21 protein-coding genes are annotated in these 20,596 nt (G+C 54.5%); 8 read left to right on the forward strand and 13 right to left on the reverse strand.

All coding sequences use genetic code 11. The features are described 5' to 3' along the window. Window positions 1–5: 5 nt before the first annotated feature. The gene (locus FE845_RS17570; protein WP_200367622.1) at window positions 6–584 is read right to left on the reverse strand and encodes an LON peptidase substrate-binding domain-containing protein; all 579 of its coding nucleotides are present in this window, start codon (window positions 582–584) and stop codon (window positions 6–8) included. After that, complete coding sequence (locus FE845_RS17575) at window positions 581–1,837, reverse strand: HDOD domain-containing protein (protein WP_200367624.1); 1,257 nt, start codon at window positions 1,835–1,837, stop codon at window positions 581–583. The genes FE845_RS17570 and FE845_RS17575 overlap by 4 nt, the downstream gene beginning before the upstream one ends. Before the next feature lie 164 nt (window positions 1,838–2,001). Between FE845_RS17575 and ilvD the strand changes: the two genes are divergently transcribed. After that, complete coding sequence (ilvD, locus tag FE845_RS17580) at window positions 2,002–3,837, forward strand: dihydroxy-acid dehydratase (protein ID WP_200367626.1); 1,836 nt, start codon at window positions 2,002–2,004, stop codon at window positions 3,835–3,837. A 70-nt stretch (window positions 3,838–3,907) separates the two neighbouring features. Here ilvD and FE845_RS17585 read toward each other — a convergent pair whose 3' ends face one another. Together FE845_RS17585 and FE845_RS17590 are read right to left on the reverse strand one after the other, a co-directional pair. After that, entirely contained in the window at window positions 3,908–4,303 is a 396-nt protein-coding gene (locus FE845_RS17585; RefSeq protein ID WP_200367782.1) for a peptidoglycan-binding domain-containing protein, read from the reverse strand. Window positions 4,304–4,427: 124 nt separating this feature from the next. Continuing rightward, entirely contained in the window at window positions 4,428–5,507 is a 1,080-nt protein-coding gene (locus FE845_RS17590) for an AI-2E family transporter (protein WP_200367628.1), read from the reverse strand. A gap of 121 nt (window positions 5,508–5,628) precedes the next feature. On the opposite strand from FE845_RS17590, the gene FE845_RS17595 reads away from it, so the two are divergent. Together FE845_RS17595 and FE845_RS17600 are read left to right on the forward strand one after the other, a co-directional pair. Continuing rightward, window positions 5,629–5,976 (forward strand): hypothetical protein, encoded by a 348-nt coding sequence (locus tag FE845_RS17595; RefSeq protein WP_200367630.1) that lies wholly within the window; start codon window positions 5,629–5,631, stop codon window positions 5,974–5,976. 143 nt (window positions 5,977–6,119) lie between these two features. Beyond that, window positions 6,120–7,019, forward strand: coding sequence for a haloalkane dehalogenase (locus FE845_RS17600; protein WP_200367631.1), 900 nt, complete (start codon window positions 6,120–6,122; stop codon window positions 7,017–7,019). Window positions 7,020–7,051: 32 nt separating this feature from the next. Here FE845_RS17600 and FE845_RS17605 read toward each other — a convergent pair whose 3' ends face one another. After that, window positions 7,052–7,840, reverse strand: a complete 789-nt coding sequence (locus FE845_RS17605; protein WP_200367632.1) for an acyl-CoA thioesterase — start codon at window positions 7,838–7,840, stop codon at window positions 7,052–7,054. Window positions 7,841–8,038: 198 nt separating this feature from the next. On the opposite strand from FE845_RS17605, the gene FE845_RS17610 reads away from it, so the two are divergent. Further along, a complete protein-coding gene (locus tag FE845_RS17610) occupies window positions 8,039–9,568 on the forward strand; it encodes a DEAD/DEAH box helicase (protein ID WP_200367633.1) in 1,530 nt (509 codons plus the stop codon). Here the strand turns inward: FE845_RS17610 and FE845_RS17615 are convergent. The 4 genes from FE845_RS17615 to FE845_RS17630 form a co-directional block, all read right to left on the reverse strand. After that, window positions 9,547–10,062: a dihydrofolate reductase gene (locus FE845_RS17615; RefSeq protein ID WP_200367634.1), complete on the reverse strand. Its 516-nt coding sequence runs from the start codon at window positions 10,060–10,062 to the stop codon at window positions 9,547–9,549. The genes FE845_RS17610 and FE845_RS17615 overlap by 22 nt on opposite strands. A 235-nt stretch (window positions 10,063–10,297) precedes the next feature. Next, a complete protein-coding gene (locus FE845_RS17620) occupies window positions 10,298–11,137 on the reverse strand; it encodes a thymidylate synthase (RefSeq protein ID WP_200367635.1) in 840 nt (279 codons plus the stop codon). Continuing rightward, window positions 11,134–11,922 (reverse strand): prolipoprotein diacylglyceryl transferase, encoded by a 789-nt coding sequence (gene lgt, locus FE845_RS17625; protein WP_200367636.1) that lies wholly within the window; start codon window positions 11,920–11,922, stop codon window positions 11,134–11,136. Before lgt ends, FE845_RS17620 begins: the two co-directional genes overlap by 4 nt. A gap of 10 nt (window positions 11,923–11,932) precedes the next feature. After that, window positions 11,933–12,730 (reverse strand): sulfite exporter TauE/SafE family protein, encoded by a 798-nt coding sequence (locus FE845_RS17630; RefSeq protein WP_200367637.1) that lies wholly within the window; start codon window positions 12,728–12,730, stop codon window positions 11,933–11,935. Between the two features lie 98 nt (window positions 12,731–12,828). Between FE845_RS17630 and FE845_RS17635 the strand changes: the two genes are divergently transcribed. The 4 genes from FE845_RS17635 to dxs all read left to right on the forward strand — a co-directional run bounded on the left by FE845_RS17635 (window position 12,829) and on the right by dxs (window position 16,891). Beyond that, on the forward strand, window positions 12,829–13,638 hold the full coding sequence (locus tag FE845_RS17635) for an NRDE family protein (RefSeq protein WP_200367638.1): 810 nt from the start codon (window positions 12,829–12,831) through the stop codon (window positions 13,636–13,638). Between the two features lie 55 nt (window positions 13,639–13,693). Then, window positions 13,694–13,948, forward strand: a complete 255-nt coding sequence (locus FE845_RS17640; RefSeq protein WP_200367639.1) for an exodeoxyribonuclease VII small subunit — start codon at window positions 13,694–13,696, stop codon at window positions 13,946–13,948. Continuing rightward, window positions 13,948–14,844 (forward strand): (2E,6E)-farnesyl diphosphate synthase, encoded by an 897-nt coding sequence (gene ispA / locus FE845_RS17645; protein WP_200367640.1) that lies wholly within the window; start codon window positions 13,948–13,950, stop codon window positions 14,842–14,844. Before FE845_RS17640 ends, ispA begins: the two co-directional genes overlap by 1 nt. A 115-nt stretch (window positions 14,845–14,959) precedes the next feature. Beyond that, entirely contained in the window at window positions 14,960–16,891 is a 1,932-nt protein-coding gene (gene dxs, locus FE845_RS17650; protein WP_200367641.1) for a 1-deoxy-D-xylulose-5-phosphate synthase, read from the forward strand. 103 nt (window positions 16,892–16,994) lie between these two features. Here the strand turns inward: dxs and ribA are convergent, their stop codons facing one another. The 4 genes from ribA to argJ form a co-directional block, all read right to left on the reverse strand. Further along, window positions 16,995–17,609: a GTP cyclohydrolase II gene (ribA, locus tag FE845_RS17655; RefSeq protein WP_200367647.1), complete on the reverse strand. Its 615-nt coding sequence runs from the start codon at window positions 17,607–17,609 to the stop codon at window positions 16,995–16,997. 63 nt (window positions 17,610–17,672) lie between these two features. Further along, entirely contained in the window at window positions 17,673–18,155 is a 483-nt protein-coding gene (gene moaC / locus FE845_RS17660; protein WP_200367658.1) for a cyclic pyranopterin monophosphate synthase MoaC, read from the reverse strand. A 108-nt stretch (window positions 18,156–18,263) separates the two neighbouring features. Then, a complete protein-coding gene (locus FE845_RS17665; RefSeq protein ID WP_200367660.1) occupies window positions 18,264–19,247 on the reverse strand; it encodes a Nudix family hydrolase in 984 nt (327 codons plus the stop codon). A gap of 2 nt (window positions 19,248–19,249) precedes the next feature. Next, a complete protein-coding gene (gene argJ / locus FE845_RS17670) occupies window positions 19,250–20,467 on the reverse strand; it encodes a bifunctional glutamate N-acetyltransferase/amino-acid acetyltransferase ArgJ (RefSeq protein WP_200367662.1) in 1,218 nt (405 codons plus the stop codon). Window positions 20,468–20,596: the final 129 nt, after the last annotated feature.

A 20,596-nucleotide genomic window follows, 5' to 3' on the forward strand; every position in this document is an offset into this window, starting at 1 on the left:
CGGTCTCAACCTTCTTCAAGAACCTCAAGCAGTTCTTGCAGGCGGCTGAGGCGCGCCACTGGATCCTGCATTTCCAGAAGCTGCTGCTTCTCCAGCTTGTCCAAAGGTAATAATTCAGTCAGCCGCCAACCAATATCACGGGCATCTTCGTAATCGACAGTCATGCCCAGCTCATCAATCACCGGGTGCCGAAATAGAGCGCGCACCACCGAAGACAACTCGTGAAACACGGCGGGAATTTCCGCCCATTGTTCGACCGGCAAAAACTCAACCTCACCCATATTCAACCCGTCATCCTGCTGCCAGCTTTGGGTGATACAGACCTTGGCATCGCCCTCTACCGTAATTCCCAGCAACCCATTGTCCAGTTGCTGAAAGTCTATGATGCGCACATAGGTACCGGTTTCGTGGAACGATGCCACGCGGCCTGCTTCCGAACCATTTTGAAGCAGGGTGATCACGAACCCCTGATCCTCCTTCATGCAGCGGGTCAGCATATCTAGGTAACGCGGCTCGAACAGCTGTAACGGCACTCTCCCTCCCGGCAAAACAACCGAGTTGAGAGGAAAAACAGGAACTTTCATCGAATCGACAACAGCTTTTGTACTTCGTCTACACGAGCCCGCGCCTCGGTCAGAACCTCAAGACTGCGTGAGGCATTCAGCTCAAGGTTTCCAAGCCTACGGTAGGCTGGTACCTCGTCGAACGACGGTAAGCCCTCATTCTGGTTAGAGCCAATCATGGCGTGCAGTTGCGCCACAATAACGACATCAACCAGCTGGGGTTCGGCTTCCCGACTTTCGTGACTCCAGTCTTCCGCATGGCGCACAGCCTCAACAAAGGGCTTAGGAAACGACCAACTTCCCAGAACGGCGGTGCCCACATCAGCTCGCAACTCTTTGATGGCATTTTGTAAATTGGTATCGTCAGCAAACAAGTTTACGTGGTGCTCGGCCTGCACCAAAACCGGAACCACGCCGATGTCGTGAAGCAAGCCTGCCAGAAGCGCCTCTTCGGGGTTCAGGCGGGTGGCATGGTCTGCCAACACCCAGCAAAGCGCTGCTACCTCTCTGGAGTGCCGCCAGAGGTTTTCCATCTCTTTTTGCAAAGACGGATGTCGGCTTTTGAACACTTCCCGCATTGAAAATACGGTTACCAACTGGCGAGTCGTGCGCATGCCAAGTCGTACAACCGTCTCACGAACATTACGCACATCGCTGAAGCCCCGGTATAACGGACTGTTGCAGGCCCGTACCAGTTTGGCTGCCATAGCAGGGTCAGCCGACACTGCGCTGGCTACCTGTTCTGCGGTGGTGTCGTCTTTATCAACCAACCGCCGAACTTTCCACGCCACATCGGGAACACTGGGCAGCTTTAGCTGGTTGGAGCGCAACTCCGCATAAAACTCCATCAAAAGGTGATGCTCCTCGCTTTCACCTCCCGTCTGACTTTCCCCGGCATCCATCTCTACCTGAGCAACCGGAGCGGAACGCAGAAGCTGGTTGAGCACATCTTGCTCCACCACGAGAAACTCACAGGGCTTTACCGCAGTAACGTCGTACATTCTTGGCTGCAGCCTGGCAATGGGGTTCAACGCCTGTTCGGTTTCCGCTTCAATGACCGATTTGCGACCATCCACTGATTCCAACTCAACCTTTCCGGTTACCAGAAAATAATCCAGGCCGTCACGCACGCCGCGCTCTAACACGCGCTGTCCCGGCCCATGGGTCCTGCGCTCTGCCCGGCTGGCCAGCACCACCAGTTGCTCATCGGTCAGACGGTTCAGCGGTTGAAACTCTTTCAGACGGCGTAGCGGCAGGCTTTCCTGGCTAGCCATAAGCAATCTCCTTAGTTGTGTCAAAGCGAGGCATTGATTTATCGCATCTGTTAACTATTGTAACCACGGCACAGCAAAACAGCCATGCGCTTGAGGTCTAATCTGGTAGACTTTGTCTCTTCATTAGCAATCACCCAGTACCTTTACAGAGAGACCAGAACACCATGCCTCAGTATCGTTCGCGGACTTCCACCGCAGGCCGTAACATGGCTGGCGCCCGCGCCCTCTGGCGCGCCACCGGCATGAAAGATGATGATTTCGGCAAGCCGATTATAGCGGTTGCCAACTCCTTCACACAGTTTGTGCCCGGGCACGTGCACCTCAAAGATCTCGGGCAACTGGTTTGTCGCGAGATCGAAGCTGCTGGCGGCGTGGCCAAAGAGTTCAATACCATAGCGGTAGACGATGGCATCGCCATGGGCCACGACGGCATGCTTTATTCCCTGCCCTCCCGTGAAATCATCGCCGACTCTGTAGAGTACATGGCCAATGCCCACTGTGCCGACGCTCTAGTGTGCATCTCGAACTGCGACAAAATCACACCGGGCATGCTGATGGCAGCCATGCGCCTGAACATCCCCGCCATTTTCGTATCCGGTGGCCCTATGGAGGCTGGCAAAACCAAATTATCCGAGCACAAGCTGGACTTGGTAGATGCCATGGTCATTGCCGCAGACCCAACTGCAGACGATGAAATGGTTGCGGAATATGAGCGCAGCGCCTGCCCTACCTGCGGATCTTGTTCCGGCATGTTCACCGCCAACTCAATGAACTGTTTGGCGGAGGCCATTGGTCTTGCCCTGCCCGGCAATGGTTCTATGCTGGCTACCCACGCCGACCGCGAGCAACTGTTCCTAAAAGCTGGCCGCCAAATTGTGGAGAATGCGAAGCGGTATTACGAACAAAACGACGCCAGTGTGTTGCCGCGGAGCATCGCTTCCATGGCTGCCTTCGAGAACGCCATGGTTATGGATATCGCCATGGGCGGCTCCACCAACACCATTTTGCACCTTCTGGCAGCTGCACAAGAAGGCGGGGTTCCGTTCACCCTGAACGAGATCGATCAGCTTTCCCGCAAGGTTCCCCAACTTTGCAAAGTCGCGCCGAATTCGCCGAAATACCACATGGAAGACGTACACCGCGCCGGTGGTATTATGGGCATTCTTGGTGAGCTTGAACGTGGCGGACTGATCAATACAGACCTGCCAACTGTGCACAGTAAAACCATGAAAGAAGCCCTTCAAACTTGGGATATTATGCGCTCCCCGCCCCCCGAGGTTGTGGAATTTTATAAAGCCGGGCCAGCCGGTATTCCTACCCAGACAGCGTTCAGCCAAAGTACGCGCTGGCCCAGCCTAGACGGCGACCGCGAAGCCGGTTGCATCCGCTCTGTCGAACACGCATACAGTTCTGAGGGCGGGCTTGCTGTTCTCTATGGCAATATCGCCGTCGACGGTTGCGTGGTAAAGACTGCTGGCGTGGATGAGAGCATCTTTGTTTTCGAGGGCAAAGCTAAGGTATTTGAAAGTCAGGATGCTGCGGTTGCGGGCATCCTGGACGATCAAGTCAAGCCTGGCGATGTTGTCATCATCCGTTACGAAGGCCCCAAGGGCGGCCCCGGCATGCAGGAAATGCTCTACCCCACAAGCTATCTGAAATCCAAAGGGCTGGGTAAAGACTGCGCACTGCTGACAGACGGACGCTTCTCCGGCGGCACTTCCGGGCTTTCCATCGGTCACGCGTCACCCGAGGCTGCTGCTGGTGGGGCAATCGGGCTGATCGAAAATGGCGATACTATTTTGATCGACATCCCCCAGCGCTCGATTAATGTGCAACTGGACCAGCAAGAACTGGACCGCCGTCGCGAAGCTCGGGACGCCAAAGGCTGGAAGCCTGAGCAACCAAGAGCGCGTGCCGTATCTGCTGCTCTAAAGGCTTACGCACTGCTGGCCACCAGTGCCGACAAAGGCGCGGTAAGGGACTTGGAAAAGCTCGGCTAGCTTGGACTCTTAAACAAAAAGCCCGTACAGATGAAGTCTGTGCGGGCTTTTCTGTTATAAGGTGCTGGCTTTAGAAGAAAGACCAACCACCATCGTCCTCTTCCTCTTCAACCGCCTCTTCTTCAACTGGCTCCGGCTTTTCAGGCGCGGCAGCTTGCGTTTTTGCAGGGCTAGCGCTGGTTGTGGCGGCAGCCAACTCGACACGAATCAAGCCGAGTGCGTTTTTGGTGGCCTCATCGAGAATACCGTTTGCCTGCAGACCATTATCCTTCTGGAAACGGGTCAGTTCCGACCGAGTTGCAGGGTCCATGCCAGGGTTCACGTTGGTGATGTCGTAACCTGCACCGTAAAGGGCATTCTTAAGCGCCACAATTTCATCCGCGAAGGCGGCGGGCGCGAAACCTAGCAGTGCGGCAGCGCCAAATGCGAGCGCTATGTGCCTCAAACGGGCAATGGTGTTTTTCATAATACTCACCTGTTTTACTCCTGATATCTTTGCGATATCCGCTTCTTTCTTGTTATGTGGTGCCAATCTCCACAGGCTGAGGCGTCTTTCATGAAAGCCTAACATACTTTTGTCTCATGTCGCCTTAATCGACATCACCTCCCGTCATTCCAACCTTTTGCGACTCTTCACTGAACTCCCGAATAAATATTCCCCAGAACGCCATGAACAGAGCCGCAACAAGTGGGCCCATCACGAAGCCGTTAATGCCGAACATGGCCAAGCCACCCAACGTTGATAGCAGCACAATGTAATCCGGTAGTTTTGTATCCCTACCTACCATAATCGGTCGCAAAATATTATCCGCCAGCCCTATCACAACTACGCCAAATACCGTCAACACCACTGCCTGAATAATATCGCCCACAGCGGCAAGATAAATTGCGGCAGGCACCCACACCAGCGCAGCACCTACTGCGGGAAGCAGCGAAAAGATGGCCATAACCACTCCCCAAAGCAGAGCCCCTGTAATGCCGAGAATCCAAAAAATGATGCCTCCCAGGGCCCCCTGAATAATGGCAATCAACAAGTTGCCCTTAACTGTCGCACGGGTCACTTCGGCGAACTTTGCAAACAGCAACCGCTCGCGCTCATCCCCCAGAGGCAGTGCCCGGATCATCAGGTCAATCAATTTGCTGCCATCGCGCAACAGAAAGAATGCCAGATAAACCATAAGTGCCAGTCCGAGGAAAAACTGGAAAGTGTTTTGGCCTATGCCTAACGCCTGCTTGGCTAGAAACTGGCTACCACCCACAAATAGGCTAACAACCCGATCACGAATTTCGCTAAAGTTAATATCAAATTGCGCAAGGAATGCCTGTATGGCTGGAAAAGATTGGTTCACCTGATCGATATATTCTCCGGGCTTTATCTCTCCTTCCTGAATTTTCTGATAAATACCCAATCCCTCCGCCACCAGAGACGTAACCAGTATCAACACAGGAATTACGACAATCAACATGCAAATTGTTAGCGTGATCAACGCATTCACGTTGGGCCGATCACCAAGTTTGCGCACCAGAAAAACCTGCAGCGGGTGAAAAATCAAGGCAATGGCGATGGCCCAGAAGATAGGGCCAATAAAAGGCTTCATAAGAAGCACGAAAGCCAGAGATACTCCTACCAGCATGGCAAGAAAGGTCCGCGTCTCAAGTTTTGCGTACATAGTTCTGCTTTGTCCCTGTCAGATTCAGTGGCGCAATAGCCTACCACGACCTCATGGCCACTCGTGCATGCTTCAGGTTATAGTGAAAAGTTGTTGATTAACTATTAAACAGGTCACGGCATTGGAACTGGAAACCTTTAACACGGAAACGGCCTTGGAGGCCGCTGCAGAGTTGCGCCGGGTTTTGGCAGCCAGAACCCACCGCAAAAAGGTCTTGGGCCAAGAAGTGCTGGTGCCGGGACAGTTGGGGGAAGCCCTGCAACTGCCGCGAATTATTAACCGTCTTCAGAGCAAACAGCAAAGGATGCGCGATCAGGGGCTGGATGATTTCCAAGAACTCTGGCCAACCCTTTCTGCCGCAACCCGTGAAAAAGTGCTCAACGCCATAGGGTGGTACGATCCCAAAGACCTTAGCTGGGAGGATAAGCGCTCGAACCGGCGGCCGATCGTCGACCCGAACAATTCCTGATTCAAAGCAGCAACGCTCTGTTACGCAACTCAAACACACCGGCCCTCGAACTGATTTATCCTATTGGCTGAAGATTGCTGTACCGGTTCCGAAAAGAGAACCCGCAGCAATCACGCAACCAATCAGTTAGGACAGTCGATGGCATGCGTATTCTGAGAACCGACGAAGACCGCTTCGCAGACCTTCCAGATTACCCGTTTACTCCCCATTATCTGGATGTCGAGCCCGGCCTCCGAATGCACTATGTTGATGAGGGCCCAACTGGCGCATCGCCCGTTCTTATGCTGCATGGAGAGCCATCCTGGTCATACCTTTACCGCCACATGATCCCAATCGTTGCTTCGGCAGGCCACCGCGTATTGGCGCCAGATCTGGTGGGTTTTGGCAAATCCGACAAGCCTGCATCCGTAAACGACTACAGTTACGATCGCCATCTGGCATGGCTCACCCACTGGCTCGAAGCTCTGGATCTTCGGAATATCACTCTGGTCTGCCAAAACTGGGGTTCACTACTCGGATTAAGGCTTGCGACTGAGCTACCAGACCGGTTCCAGCGCATCATTGTTGGCAACGGCATGCTACCGACAGGTGAAGTGCGTGCGCCTGCAACATTCAGCGTATGGAAAGCCTTTGCTACTCACAGCCCATGGTTTCCGGTTAGCAGGATTGTACAGCTAGGCACTGAACGCACGCTGAACAAATACGAATTAGCAGCCTACGAAGCGCCCTTCCCTTCCACCGAGTACAAAGCCGGTGCGCGCGCATTCCCTAAACTGGTGCCCATATCACCTGAAGATCCGTCAAGCAGCGCAAATAAAGCCGCCTGGAAAGTTCTGGAAAAATGGCGCAAGCCCTTTATTACCTGTTTTAGCAGCGGCGACCCTATAACCCGTGGTGGAGACCGATACATGCAGCGCCGCATTCCCGGCGCACTCGGGCAGCCTCACATCACCTTGCGCGGCGGGCATTTTCTACAGGAAGACTCTCCAGAGGACTTTGCGCGCATCATTATCGACGCACTCAAAGCTGAAATAGCGGCCTGAGCCGCCATTTAGCCAGAGAGAAACAGCGCCATTTAACCAAAGACTGTGACCGTCTGGCGGCTGACTGCCAACAACTCTCCGCGCGGGGTCCATACCCGGGCGTTGAAATGGCAGTAGCCATCTCCCGCCTGTTCAATGCTCGCCTTGTACAACAGCCAATCGTCGGCCTTCAAAGCTGGTCTCGGGTGAATGATATCCAAAGCCCAGGACAATGAACTGGCTGGCACAGCAGATTTAAAGTGCTGCAGAACAGGCGCAGGCCAAGCGTCGACCAGCGCCACTATGTGGGCATCGGTAAGTGTTTTTGGCACTTCCCGGAACCGCATCCAGCCACCCATTTCCCGACCGCTCCCACCGGTAAATGGCATGCTACCGTAGGCCCAACGCATTTCTATATAACCTATGAAACCGGGGGTTACACCTTCAATAAATGGCAAGCTCTGGCATTGATCCACCGGTTTTGCATCGGGAGCGGGTTCTCCGTCAACCTGTACTATGGACTCCCTGTCACCCGCAAAGGCACCAATACAGATCAATCGGGGCTCTCCGTTCTGGATAATCCGACCCTCGACTTGGCTCACGGAACTACCTTCGCGCAGAATTTGCACTTCAAATAAGGCTGGCACACCCGCTTCTACCGGCGCCACAAATGAGACATTCATGGACCGCATAGGCCTACTATCGGCTACCGCTCGCTCCATTCGGTCAAATAGCAAGCCGGTTGCCAGACCGCCGAAGGTTGCGCGCCCCTGCGACCAAGTTGCGGGCATCACCAACTCATTGCTGGCACGGCCAGCAGTCATCAATTCATCAAAGGTCATAGTGCTTTCCTGTTAGCAACCTATCGGTGGAGGTCTAAAGACTGCCCAAAACGCGATTGCAATGCAATGACAGCGCCCCGGCAACTACCTACAGGTTGCCAAAGATTTTACGTATTAAATCCGGCAAAAAGCGGTTATAATATCGCCACATAATGCATTGCCCGGCAATGCTCTACCTCCCGAATACCGAGTAAATCAATGTCTGAATTGTCCTTTGCCGAACTGGGGCTGGATCCAGCCGTACTTGAAGCTGTATCCGCTATTGGTTACGAAAACCCAACGCCCATCCAGGCCCAGTGCATTCCCGCACTGCTCGCTGGCAAACACTTACTGGGCGTTGCCCAGACCGGCACGGGTAAAACCGCTGCCTTCGCATTACCGCTGCTAAGCCGAATTGATGCCTCAATAAGCGAACCTCAAATTCTGGTTTTGGCCCCCACAAGGGAGCTGGCCATTCAGGTTGCAGAAGCCTTTACTTCTTACGCCGCTAAATACCGCAACTTTCACGTGTTGCCGATTTACGGCGGTCAGGATTTTTATCCTCAAATTAAAGGCCTTAAACGCGGTGCACAGGTTATTGTTGGTACGCCCGGCCGTATGCTCGACCATCTTCGCAAAGGCACCTTGAGACTGGGCAATCTAAAAGCCTTGGTTCTCGATGAAGCCGATGAAATGCTGCGCATGGGCTTCATTGATGATGTAGAAGCCATTCTTGCCAAGACACCGGAAAACTGTCAGCGCGCACTGTTCTCCGCCACTATGCCACCGCAAATTAAGAAGGTCGCCCAGACTTATCTTAGCGATGCGGTTGAAGTGAAAATCGAAAGCGAAACTCGTACCGTAGAGCGCATTTCCCAGTTTGTTCTTCCCGTGTATGCAGAGCGTAAGCTGGATGCACTAACTCGTATTCTTGAAGTCGAGCCTATTGAGGCTGCGATTATCTTTGTACGGACTAAAGCAGAAACCACGCTTTTGGCTGAAAAGCTCAGTGCCCGCGGGCACGCAGTGGCGCCGTTGAATGGCGACCTGAACCAGCGCCAGCGCGAACAGACGGTTGAAGACCTGAAACGCGGTAAGAAAGACATCATTGTCGCTACCGATGTAGCCGCCCGTGGTTTGGACGTTCCCAGAATCACTCACGTTATCAACTATGATGTGCCCTACGATACGGAAGCCTATATCCACCGGGTTGGCCGCACAGGGCGCGCCGGGCGTACTGGCAAGGCGATTTTGCTGGTAACTCCCCGTGAGCGGAGCTGGCTGCGCACTCTTGAGCGTGCCACCAACTCGCCCATGGTGGCTTATGAGCTGCCTTCGCCGGTTGAACTGAAGAAAATGCGCGAAGAGCAGTTCGAGAGCCAACTACTGGGCTTTGCCGAGGATAAAAAGCTCGCAAAATCCATGGCTTTGCTGGATGAAATCGCCGAGCGCAACGAAATGGACATTGCCATGGTAGCGGGCGCTTTGGCCTGCTGGATGGAAGCTATGCAGCCTGGTTCGTTGCCGCTGGAGCAGCCAGAGGCGCTGCCGGTAGTCTCTGCGTCTGCACCCGCACGCCGTGACCGTAAGGGTGGCGGTCGTTCAGGAGAGTTTCGCAAGGGGCCGCAAAAAGGTGGCTACAAAGGCCGCGGCGGCCCTGGTGGCGCTGGTGCTCGTGGCAAGCCACCTGGCAAAGGCGGCAAGCCTGCGGGCAAGCGGCCTCCTCGTCAGTCAGACGCCAAGCGCTGATAGACGACAAAGCTGTAGTCGTAAGGGTTATTATCGGACGCGGAGAAATCCTCCCGTCCGATTTCTTCCCACTCATCCCAGTTCACTTCAGGAAAATACGCATCGCCATCCACTTCGGCGTGCACCTGCGTAATATAGATGCGGTCTACCATGGGTAGCGCTTCTGTGTAGATTTGCCCTCCCCCGATTATCATTACCTCATCGATACCGTCCAACTCGGCCTGTGCTTCGGCTTTTATCAGGGCTTCGTCCAGTGATTTTGCGCTCGTGGTTCCTGCGGGTGCTTCCCGGTCTGCGTTTCTCGAAATAACTACGTTCATTCGGCCGGGCAGCGGTCTGCCTATAGAGTCCCAGGTTTTACGGCCCATGATGATGGGCTTGCCCATGGTGGCTTGCTTGAAGTACTTCAGGTCGCCCGGCAAATACCAAGGCAGATTGTTATTTTTACCAATAACGCGGTTTCGGGACATGGCTACTATGAGTGCCTTGCGCATAATGTTCCTCAGAGTTGAGTGGCGGGAAGGGCTGTCCAAAAAACGCTGTGAATACGTCCGTGTACGCTTGGCTCCGCCCTTTAGCGCTTACTGCTCCTGCGTCGCACTAAAGGTCCGGGGCAAGCCTTCCATGGCTTGCCCGTGAAGTGCTTCGCACTCCACCCATGGCTCCGCACATTTTTGGACAGCCCTTCCCGCACCCTTGCGATCAAACTTTAGGGGAAGCCTGCCTGATCTATATTGCGATAGGGGCTTTGATCCCGGGATATGGGTCGTAGCCCTCGAATTCGAAGTCTTCCAGTTCATAATCGAAAATGGAATCTGGCTTACGCTTGATGACTAGCTTAGGGAGAGCTTTCGGCTCACGCTTTAGCTGTTCGAAAACTATGTCATCGGTGAGGTGGTTTTGATACAGGTGGCAATCACCAAAGGTATGAACGAACTCACCAACGCCCAGATCACATTGTTGAGCGATCATGTGGGTCAGGAGCGCATAGGATGCAATATTGAACGGCACCCCCAGAAACAGGTCAGCACTGCGTTGGTAAAGCTGGCAGGAGAGCTTGCCGTCGAGCACGTAGAACTGGAACAGGCAATGGCAAGGAGCCAGCGCCATAAGGCCTTTCTCGGCATTTTCCTGAGGGCCAATCGATTCATCCGGAAGCTCTGCCGGGTTCCACGCAGACACGATCAGACGTCGGGAATTTGGTTTGTTGCGAATCTGGTCGATGACTTCGCTAATCTGATCCACTACCCGGCCATCCGGGCACTCCCAGCTGCGCCACTGTTTGCCGTAAATGGGGCCGAGGTCGCCGTTTTCCAACGCCCACTCGTTCCAGATGGAGACTTTACGTTCTTTCAGCCAGTTGTTGTCTGTGGAGCCTTTCAGGAACCAGAGCAGTTCATAGATTATGCTGCGCAGGTGCACCTTTTTGGTGGTTACCAGCGGAAAACCATCCTGGAGGTTAAAACGAATCTGGCGCCCGAAAACTGAGCGCGTACCAACGCCGGTGCGGTCGCCTTTGTCGTAACCGTTATCGACCACATCGCGCATCAGATCGAGATAGGCTTTCATTCTGCGTTTCTCCGGTAAGCAATGGACATCAGAACCACGCCAGCCAAAATCATCGGGAAGGAAAGCACCTGCCCCATGGTGAGCCAGTCGAATGCTAAATAGCCAAGCTGGGCATCAGGCTGGCGCACGAACTCCACCATAAAACGGAAAATTCCGTAACAAATCAAGAACAGGCCAGATACGGCCATCTTGGGGCGTGGCTTTGATGAGAACCACCAGAGGATAATGAAAAATACCACGCCCTCGAGTGCAAACTGATAGAGCTGAGATGGGTGGCGAGCTAAGGCATCCGGCGCTTGGCGAAACACCATGCCCCAAGGCACATCCGTAGGTTTGCCCCAGAGTTCGCCGTTGATGAAGTTGCCAATTCGCCCAGCCCCAAGACCAACGGGCACCAAGGGTGCAACAAAGTCAGCGAGGCGCCAGAAGCCAGTGCCAACTTTGCGGCCATACCACCACATGGCAAACATAACCCCCAGCAAGCCACCGTGGAAGGACATGCCGCCTTCCCATACCCGCAGTAGCCATAAGGGGTCGGCCAGAAAGCTGTCGAAGTTATAGAAGATCACATAGCCGAAGCGGCCGCCAAGAATGACCCCAAGGGCAAGGTAAAACAGAAGGTCACCCATTTGCTCTTCGGTGATTGGAGCCCAAGGCTTGCGTGTGCGCAGCCTGCCCAGCCACCAGCCCGCGAGAAAACCGACTAGATAGGTAAGTCCGTACCAGTGAATTTTTAAGGGACCTATAGCGATGGCGACCGGATCTATCTGTGGATGCTGAAGCATCAATAACCTCTTAGCTCAGTAAAAAACGAAGGCCAACCAGCAGAAGCAGGATGGCAAACACGCGTTTCAAAACTTTGGCGTTAAGCCGGTGCGCCAAATTCGCTCCCACACGTGCAAACAGCACGCTGGTAAGAATAATCCCGATCAATGCCGGTAAATAGATATAACCAAAGCTGTATTCAGGCAGGGCTGGTTCACTCCACCCTGTCCAGACATTGCCCACGGCACCCGCAACCGCAATCGGCAGCCCACAGGCCGCAGAGGTGCCTACCGCCTGCTGCATGCGAACATTGCTCCAGCTCAAATAAGGCACCGTTAGCGTTCCGCCGCCTATCCCGAAAATAGCTGAAGCCCATCCAATACCTGCACCGGCACCGGCAAGGCCGACTTTACCTGCAACATTTCTGCTGGGCGAGGGGTTTACTTCGAACAGCATTTTCAGCCCGACGAGAATGACAAACACACCGATAATAAGTTCCAGCATGGCTCCGCTTAACAGCGCCGCTGTCCAGGCGCCTATAAGCGCGCCTGCTACAATGCCGAAAGCCATTGGCCGGAACACATCCCAGCGGATCGCCCCGTGACCGTGGTGGGAGCGAATGGAACTAAGGGAGGTGAACACAATGGTCGCCAATGAGGTTCCAACGGCCATATGTGCCGCAATTTCCAGACTAAAGCCCTGAGCCCCGAAACTGAAAATCAGTACCGGCACAATAATAAGACCACCACCAATCCCGAAAAGGCCTGCAAGAGTGCCGGCGAACGCACCGAGCACCATATAGATGGCAAATACGGATAACAGGGACATACACTCTCACACATCCGGGAAAACAAGGCTGGTATGATACACATGAGCAACAATTTCAGCATTAACGAATACCCATTGCCTTCAGAGAGCAGCTCCCCATGTGCCTAATTGCATTTTCTCTTGGCCAGAGTGCCCGTTTTCCCTTGGTGGTTGCCGCTAATAGAGATGAGTTTTTTCGCCGACCTACAGCACCGTTAGATTGGTGGACAACCGAAGCGGGTAACCGGGTGCTCTCTGGAAGGGATCTGAAATCCGGCGGCACTTGGCTGGCGGTGTCCCCTGAAGGCTCGGTAAGCGCAGTGACCAACGTTCGCGAAGGCTCACCGGAAGCTGGTCATATCAGTCGTGGAGAGCTCCCACTTCGGGCTCTGGCGGAACCCGAGGTGCAGCTGCAAGAAAGTTTGTCGGCCACTTCCACACGCTACGCAGGTTTCAATCTTGTTCGCCTCGGTAATACCGAGGGTTGGTGCTCTGACCAGAACTCTGGCTGGTACTCTGGCTGGTACTACAGCAACCGCGACGCGCACCCCGGGCGCAGCATTTACCGAGGGGTCTATGGCCTGAGCAATCACCTGCTCCAAACGCCTTGGCCAAAACTACTGCGCTTGAGAGAAGCGGTTGGTCACACAGTGAAGTCTGCCCGGGAGGATGCAGAAATGCTGCACAAAGACCTTACCGGGCTCCTACAAGACACGACACCAGCACCAGACCACTTGCTTCCCAACACCGGCGTGCACCGCGACACCGAGCGCTTTCTTTCATCACCGTTTATAACCGGCACCGAGTACGGCACCCGCGCTACGACTATAGTCAGCGTATCGAACTCCGGAGAGATTTATGTTACTGAACAGAGCTGGGCGCCTGAAGGGCAGCCGGAGGAATACCGTGAGTTCCACTGGCAGCGATAGCGCTCAGCCTCTGATATAATCCACAAAATTCGTCCACCCAATCGGAGGGCCACCGATGGCCGGTCAACAAGACGCCACATCTATTGCCGACTTTGAAAAGTCCCTTGATGAGCTGGAAACACTGGTTCGCAATCTTGAGCAGGGGGAGCTGTCTCTTGAGCAGTCCCTGACGGCCTTCGAACGCGGTGTAAAACTAACTCGCACGTGCCAGCAGGCCTTAAAAAACGCCGAACAGCGGGTTGAACAACTGGTACAAAACGACGATGGCAGCCTTGAAACCCGGCCCTTCTCTCCGGATGACGCCGACTGATGCATAACGGAACTCTGTCTACCATGGAATACCTGGAAACCTGTCGCAGCCGTGTGGACGCAGAGCTGGATCGCCGTATTGCGTCTGGCTCCACCTCTGAGCGGCTCCAGGCAGCTATGCGATACAGTGTTCTGGGCGGCGGGAAACGAATTCGGCCAGCACTAAGCCTGGCCGCCGCAAGCGCTTTGGGGCAACCTATGGATGCCGCTTTGGTGCCCGCCTGTGCGGTCGAGCTGATCCATGCCTATTCACTTGTGCATGACGACCTTCCGGCCATGGATAACGACGAACTACGTCGGGGGCGGCCTACTGCCCATATCGCCTTTGATGAAGCCACAGCGATTCTTGCAGGTGATGCCCTGCAGGCATTGGCCTTTGAATGGCTGGCTGAGGCTCCCGAAATAGAGGCGCCTGCGCGCCTCGCAATGATTCGGGAGCTGGCTCATGCAAGTGGCCACAGCGGTATGGTTGGTGGTCAGGCCATTGACTTGGAGTCGGTAGGAAAAAGCCTGACCCTGGCACAGCTCGAGAGTATGCACAGACACAAAACCGGCGCGCTGATTGAAGCCAGCGTTCGCATTGGCGCACTGACAGCACCCGGGGTCACCAAACAATCTCTGGATGCACTGACGGCTTATGCCAAAGCCCTTGGTCTGGCTTTTCAAGTTCAGGATGACCTTCTGGACATTGAAGGCGATACAGAAACCATAGGGAAACCCCAAGGCTCAGACATCGCCCGTGCAAAGCCCACCTACCCCGCTCTTCTGGGGTTGGCAGGCGCACGGGAACACCTTTCATCATTGCTCAGCAGCGCGCTTGAGAGCTTGCAGGATTTCGGACCGGAGGCCGACCCTCTCAGAGCCATGGCGGACTATGTGGTGGCAAGAACCCATTAAGCCTTCTGTTGGCCAAGTACAATTTCGTAACATAAGGCACAGGGTGTGAAATAGCTGCCACTGTTCCCCTATAATGCCAGCCAGTTACCGAACATTCCGGAAAAGACCCGATTAAATGCAGGATACTTATATTTTCAAGGAAATCCCGTCCCAGCGACCTAATACGCCGCTGCTCGACCGGATTGAGGTACCCGCCCAACTACGGGAGGTGCCGCCTGACCAGCTTGTTCAATTTGCCAGAGAACTACGGGCATTCCTGTTGTGGTCTGTTGGGCAGACGGGTGGTCATTTCGGGGCAGGACTTGGTGTGCTCGAACTCACCGTGGCGTTGCATTACGTTTTCAATACACCGGAGGACCGTCTGGTATGGGATGTGGGCCATCAGGCCTACCCGCATAAAATTCTCACAGGCCGTCGTGACCGTATGGGCAGCATTCGTCGCAAAGACGGCCTGGCAGGCTTCCCCAAGCGCGCTGAAAGCGAGTACGACACCTTTGGTGTGGGCCACTCCAGCACCTCTATTAGCGCCGCTCTGGGCATGGCGATAGCCGCTCGGCAGCAGGAAACTGGTCGCAAGAGCATCGCTGTTATCGGCGATGGCGCCATGACGGCCGGAATGGCTTTTGAAGCACTGAACCACGCAGGTCACTTGCGCGCGGACATGTTGGTCATTCTGAACGATAACGACATGTCGATTTCTCGCAATGTCGGCGGTCTGTCTAATTATTTCGCCAAACTGCTATCAAGTCGCACCTACAATCAGGTTCGCGATAGCAGCAAAAAGGTTCTTCAGAGCGCACCGCACCTGATGGCGCTGGCAAAGAAAACCGAAGAGCACTTCAAAGGCATGATTGTGCCGGGCACCCTGTTTGAAGAACTTGGGTTCAATTACATTGGTCCAATAGATGGCCACGACCTGCCTTTGCTCATTGAAACGCTGGAAAATATCCGCGAACTCGACGGACCCCAGTTCCTTCATGTGGTGACCACCAAAGGCAAGGGATTCGCCCCGGCTGAAGCCGATCCTATTGGCTACCACGCTATCAACAAGATTGAACCGGTACCCGCGAGCAAACCCGAACCTGTCAAGCCTGTTGCGACGAAACAAAAGTACGCAAACGTTTTCGGCCAGTGGTTGTGTGACGCTGCTGAACTGGATGGTCGTGTGAGTGGCATCACCCCCGCCATGTGCGAAGGCTCGGATTTACTGGCATTTTCCGAGCGCTTCCCCGATCGTTATTTCGATGTAGCCATTGCGGAGCAGCACGCCGTGACGCTTGCAGCGGGCATGGCATGTGATGGAGCCAAGCCGGTAGTTGCTATCTACTCGACATTTTTACAGCGCGGGTACGATCAGCTGATTCACGACGTAGCCATCCAGAACTTGGATGTGCTTTTCGCTATCGACCGTGCAGGACTGGTCGGTGAGGACGGCCCTACCCATGCAGGCGCTTTCGATATCAGTTACCTGCGCTGCATCCCGAACATGGTGTTAATGACGCCATCAGATGAAAATGAAACCCGCCAACTACTTCATACTGGCCTAATGTTTGAAGGGCCCGCAGCGGTACGCTATCCACGTGGAACCGGGCCGGGTGCGGACATTCAAAAAGAACTGACCCCAGTGGCAATCGGTAAAGGGCGCAAGATTCGTGAAGGCAGCAGCATCGCCATTCTCAATTTTGGCACCCTACTCACACCAGCGCTGGAAGCCGCTGAAAAGCTTGGGGCAACGGTAGCCGACATGCGCTTCGTTAAACCTCTGGACGACGCACTGGTTCTGGAGCTCGCAGAACAGCACGACCTGCTGGTAACGCTGGAAGAGAACACCGTTGCAGGTGGCGCAGGAAGCGCCGTCACGGAATTCCTGAACAGACAAGAAGTTTCCATGCCCGTACTGCAACTTGGGTTGCCGGATACCTTCATTGATCATGGCAAACACGAAGAGTTACTCAAAGACTGTGGGCTAGATGCTCAGGGGCTATTCGCAGCTATCAACGCCAGAATGGAACGCCTACAGCACCAGCGCCTGAAAGCTGTCAAATAAGGCGCCTCTCAAGCGTAATCTAGTGACTCACAAGCAAAAAGCCCGCTCAGTTCAATTCGTGATGCGGGCTTTTTTATCTCTGTATACACGTTCAAGACTGAGGTTATTGCTGGGGGTCATCATCCTGATGGGTTTCCAACCAGTGCCCGAGCTTGCTCTGTTTGGTATCGAGATATTGCTCATTGTGCGGGTTGCGGCCTACATGCAGCGGCACTCTCTCGGTTATTTCGATACCATAAGAAGTCAAGGCTTTAACCTTACGAGGGTTGTTTGTCATCAGGCGCAAGCTTTTGATTCCTAGATGCGCGAGCATATCCTTACACATGCTGTAATCACGCAAATCTGCAGCAAACCCCAAGCGCTCGTTGGCTTCAACTGTGTCCGCACCCTGATCTTGCAGGTGGTAGGCACGGATTTTGTTGAGCAGGCCAATACCCCGGCCTTCCTGACGCAAATACATCAAAATGCCACGGCCTTCGCGGGCTATGCTGCGCAAAGCCTCTTCCAACTGGTAGCCACAATCACAACGCATGCTATAAAGCGCGTCGCCAGTAAGGCACTCGGAGTGGGTGCGGGCCAACATGGGTTCGTCACCGTCCAACGACCCCAGAGTTAGAGCAATATGCTCCTTTCCCGTGTCCGGTTCCTCAAAGCCATGCATATCGAACACCCCGAAAGGGGTCGGCAACCGGCAGGTCTCGATGTAACGAACAGCCACAGTCTTTCCTCGTGGTTCAATAAAACGGGGCGCGTATTCTATCACGGGAGCGCTCATCAGGCATCAGCGGTCGGCGGCAACCCAATGCCCGCTGCGACCGCCTTTCTTCTCCAGCAGACGCACATTGCCAATCACCATGCCCTTATCAACAGCCTTGCACATATCGTAAAGCGTTAGCGCTGCAATACTGGCCGCTGTCAAAGCTTCCATCTCAACGCCGGTTTGACCGGAAAGTTTGCAGCGGGTAAGTATATGCACCGACGCACCGTCTGCACCCGCTGTAAGCTCCACCTTGACTGAGGTGAGGTTCAGAGCATGGCACAATGGAATCAGATCGTGGGTTCGCTTGGCCGCCATTATTCCGGCAATACGAGCAACGGCCAGCACATCACCCTTGGGGTGCTCTCCATCGATGATCATTCTGAGAGTTTCCTCTGCCATGTGGATCGTCGCTTCAGCGCGCGCCTCGCGCTCCGTTACGGTTTTCTCCGTAACGTCCACCATGCGGGCTTCACCCTTGTCGTCAAGATGGGTTAATTTACTCACGGCGTCTCCCGGGGGTAAGAGTCAATGAATTATTGATACGTTACTTTGTGAAAAAGGATCAAGCGGGCCGAGCATATCAGAGATAGTCTTCTATGCGGCGAATTCAGGTCAGCTTTCAGGCCACCAGTAGCGGATACCGGCCACGCCCTGACCACCCGCCTGCCACACTGCGTCGAGATCGGCCACGCCCAATCCACCGAGCCCGAAAACAGGTACGGGCGAACGCGCTACCAGATCATGAAACTTTACCCACCCCAGCGAAGGGGCCCCGGGGTGCGTCGCTGTCGGTTTTACCGGGCCTAAAGTTACATAATCAGCACCGATGACCGCAGCATGCTCTATTTCATGAGCATCATGGCAAGAAACGCCAAACCACACCCCATCAGGTACTGGCCTAGCCCTAAGTTTTTCGGCTTCCCGCCAGGGCATGTGCAACCCGGCCGCATCCGGGTTGTCATCAAACACGTCAACCGACCCATGCAGCACAAGGCCAACGCCCGCTGCATCGCACAGTTCCATAGCTTTCTCAGCTAGATATTCATAGTTCTGCGCAGTCATATCCGGCGCACGCAGTACGACCAGCGCTGAAGGACCTTGCTTTGGCAGACCTGATAGCGCGCGTTGAAAGTGCTGGGCACCCTCATCGCCGGAACGGCTATCGCCCATTATCGCCAATAAAGAAGGCAGCTTCAGAGCCCGTATAATCGGCCGGTTCGCAGCAGGGAAATCGTCATCCCGCAAGCTCTCAGGGCTTACCCAGTCTATGGATTGCCCTTCGCGGCCAAGGGCTTCACCCTGCGCCTGCTCCGTTCTCCAAACATCCAAAAAAACACGCTTGTCGCCATAATCGTGACGGATACCAATTAACGGGCGCAGAGCCTCCCGCGGGATCTCTAAGCCGGTCTCTTCGGCAATCTCACGCACCAAGGCTGCCTGCACCGATTCCCCCGGCTCAACTTTTCCACCGGGAAACTCCAACAAGCCCCCCTGATGAACATGATCCGGACGGCGGGCAATCAACACGCGCCCCTCGCGAACGATAAGGCCGACCGCGACATGAACCTCCTGGGTATTGTGTTCTGCTGTACCCATGTTTAGCTTCGGTAGTCAGCGTTGATGGTGACATATTCGTGAGAAAAGTCGCAGGTCCAGACGGTCTCACTAACCTCGCCCCGTTTAAGATCGATGGCGATCGTGATCTCTTCCTGGTCCATAACCGCTTGCCCCCGCTCCTCGGAATAGTCTTCAGCGCGACCTCCGTCTCTCACCAGACATACGTCTCCGAGATAGATTTCCAGAGCACTCACGTTCAGGTCGACAACACCAGCCCGACCAACTGCCGCCAGAATCCGGCCCCAGTTCGGGTCCGATGCAAACAGGGCAGTCTTCACCAGAGGCGAGTGGGCTACGGTATAAGCTACATCCAGTGCTTCTTGCTGGGCTGCAGCACCACTAACGTGGATGGTAATAAACTTGGTTGCGCCTTCGCCATCGCGCACAATGGCGTGAGCCAGGTCTAAATAGACCTTCTTTAAGGCGTTTCGCAATGCGTGGAGTTGCGGGCTGTCGAGAGTGATTTCCGGGCCGCTATATTGGCCACTGGCAATCAGCGTGCAGGCATCGTTAGTGGACGTATCACCATCGATGGTAATTCGGTTAAAAGACTGCTCGCCCAATTCCGACGCCAAAGTCTGTAGCGCATCCGGCGCAATACGGGCGTCGGTGGCGATAAAGCCGAGCATGGTGGCCATGTTGGGGCGTATCATGCCAGCACCTTTACTGATCCCGGAAATAGTGGCTGTGTGGCCACCTAGATCAACTTGAACCGATGCACCCTTGGGTCGGGTATCTGTAGTCATAATGCCGCTCGCAGCTTCTGCCCAGCGGTTATCCGCAGTGCTAGATAGAGCTTCAGGCAATGCGCCCACAATTTTCTGAACAGGCAAAGGCTCGCCAATAACGCCCGTTGAATATGGCAGCACCTCAGCGACACTAACTCCGGCTTGCTGTGCCAGAGCTTGGCAACAGGCAAGTGCATCCTCCATACCACGTTTGCCTGTTCCTGCGTTCGCGTTTCCTGTGTTAATCAAAAGATAACGCGGCGCTTTCTCAGCCAGATGCTTGCGGCTGAGGGTAACCGGCGCAGCGCAGAATTGATTGCGAGTGAACAGACCAGCAACGCGGCTTCCCGGTGCCAGCTCAAACACCACTATGTCCTTACGCCCCGGCTTCTTAATGCCAGCGCTGGCAATGCCCAGCTTTACACCTGCTACCGGGAAAAAGTCGGGTAAGGTTCCTGGTCCAACTGCCATTCTGTTGCTCCTCTTGTTGTCTTGCTAATGTCACTAATAATGAATCGGGTCGGCCTAAAAACGAAAAACCCGCAGTCTTCCAGTCAGTAGGTCGATTGCGGGCTCCGTGATTTGTGCTTAATGTCAGTG

Origin of the sequence: Marinobacter sp. 1-4A (genome assembly GCF_016597725.1) — a bacterium.
Taxonomy (GTDB): Bacteria; Pseudomonadota; Gammaproteobacteria; order Pseudomonadales; family Oleiphilaceae; genus Marinobacter.

Coding starts and splice junctions, on each gene's coding strand:
- FE845_RS17570 (WP_200367622.1), bottom strand. CDS start 584: ATGAAAGTTCCTGTTTTTCCTCTCAACTCGGTTGTTTTGCCGGGAGGG.
- FE845_RS17575 (WP_200367624.1), bottom strand. CDS start 1,837: ATGGCTAGCCAGGAAAGCCTGCCGCTACGCCGTCTGAAAGAGTTTCAA.
- ilvD (WP_200367626.1), top strand. CDS start 2,002: ATGCCTCAGTATCGTTCGCGGACTTCCACCGCAGGCCGTAACATGGCT.
- FE845_RS17585 (WP_200367782.1), bottom strand. CDS start 4,303: ATGAAAAACACCATTGCCCGTTTGAGGCACATAGCGCTCGCATTTGGC.
- FE845_RS17590 (WP_200367628.1), bottom strand. CDS start 5,507: ATGTACGCAAAACTTGAGACGCGGACCTTTCTTGCCATGCTGGTAGGA.
- FE845_RS17600 (WP_200367631.1), top strand. CDS start 6,120: ATGCGTATTCTGAGAACCGACGAAGACCGCTTCGCAGACCTTCCAGAT.
- FE845_RS17605 (WP_200367632.1), bottom strand. CDS start 7,840: ATGACCTTTGATGAATTGATGACTGCTGGCCGTGCCAGCAATGAGTTG.
- FE845_RS17610 (WP_200367633.1), top strand. CDS start 8,039: ATGTCTGAATTGTCCTTTGCCGAACTGGGGCTGGATCCAGCCGTACTT.
- FE845_RS17615 (WP_200367634.1), bottom strand. CDS start 10,062: ATGCGCAAGGCACTCATAGTAGCCATGTCCCGAAACCGCGTTATTGGT.
- FE845_RS17620 (WP_200367635.1), bottom strand. CDS start 11,137: ATGAAAGCCTATCTCGATCTGATGCGCGATGTGGTCGATAACGGTTAC.
- lgt (WP_200367636.1), bottom strand. CDS start 11,922: ATGCTTCAGCATCCACAGATAGATCCGGTCGCCATCGCTATAGGTCCC.
- FE845_RS17630 (WP_200367637.1), bottom strand. CDS start 12,730: ATGTCCCTGTTATCCGTATTTGCCATCTATATGGTGCTCGGTGCGTTC.
- FE845_RS17635 (WP_200367638.1), top strand. CDS start 12,829: ATGTGCCTAATTGCATTTTCTCTTGGCCAGAGTGCCCGTTTTCCCTTG.
- FE845_RS17640 (WP_200367639.1), top strand. CDS start 13,694: ATGGCCGGTCAACAAGACGCCACATCTATTGCCGACTTTGAAAAGTCC.
- ispA (WP_200367640.1), top strand. CDS start 13,948: ATGCATAACGGAACTCTGTCTACCATGGAATACCTGGAAACCTGTCGC.
- dxs (WP_200367641.1), top strand. CDS start 14,960: ATGCAGGATACTTATATTTTCAAGGAAATCCCGTCCCAGCGACCTAAT.
- FE845_RS17665 (WP_200367660.1), bottom strand. CDS start 19,247: ATGGGTACAGCAGAACACAATACCCAGGAGGTTCATGTCGCGGTCGGC.
- argJ (WP_200367662.1), bottom strand. CDS start 20,467: ATGGCAGTTGGACCAGGAACCTTACCCGACTTTTTCCCGGTAGCAGGT.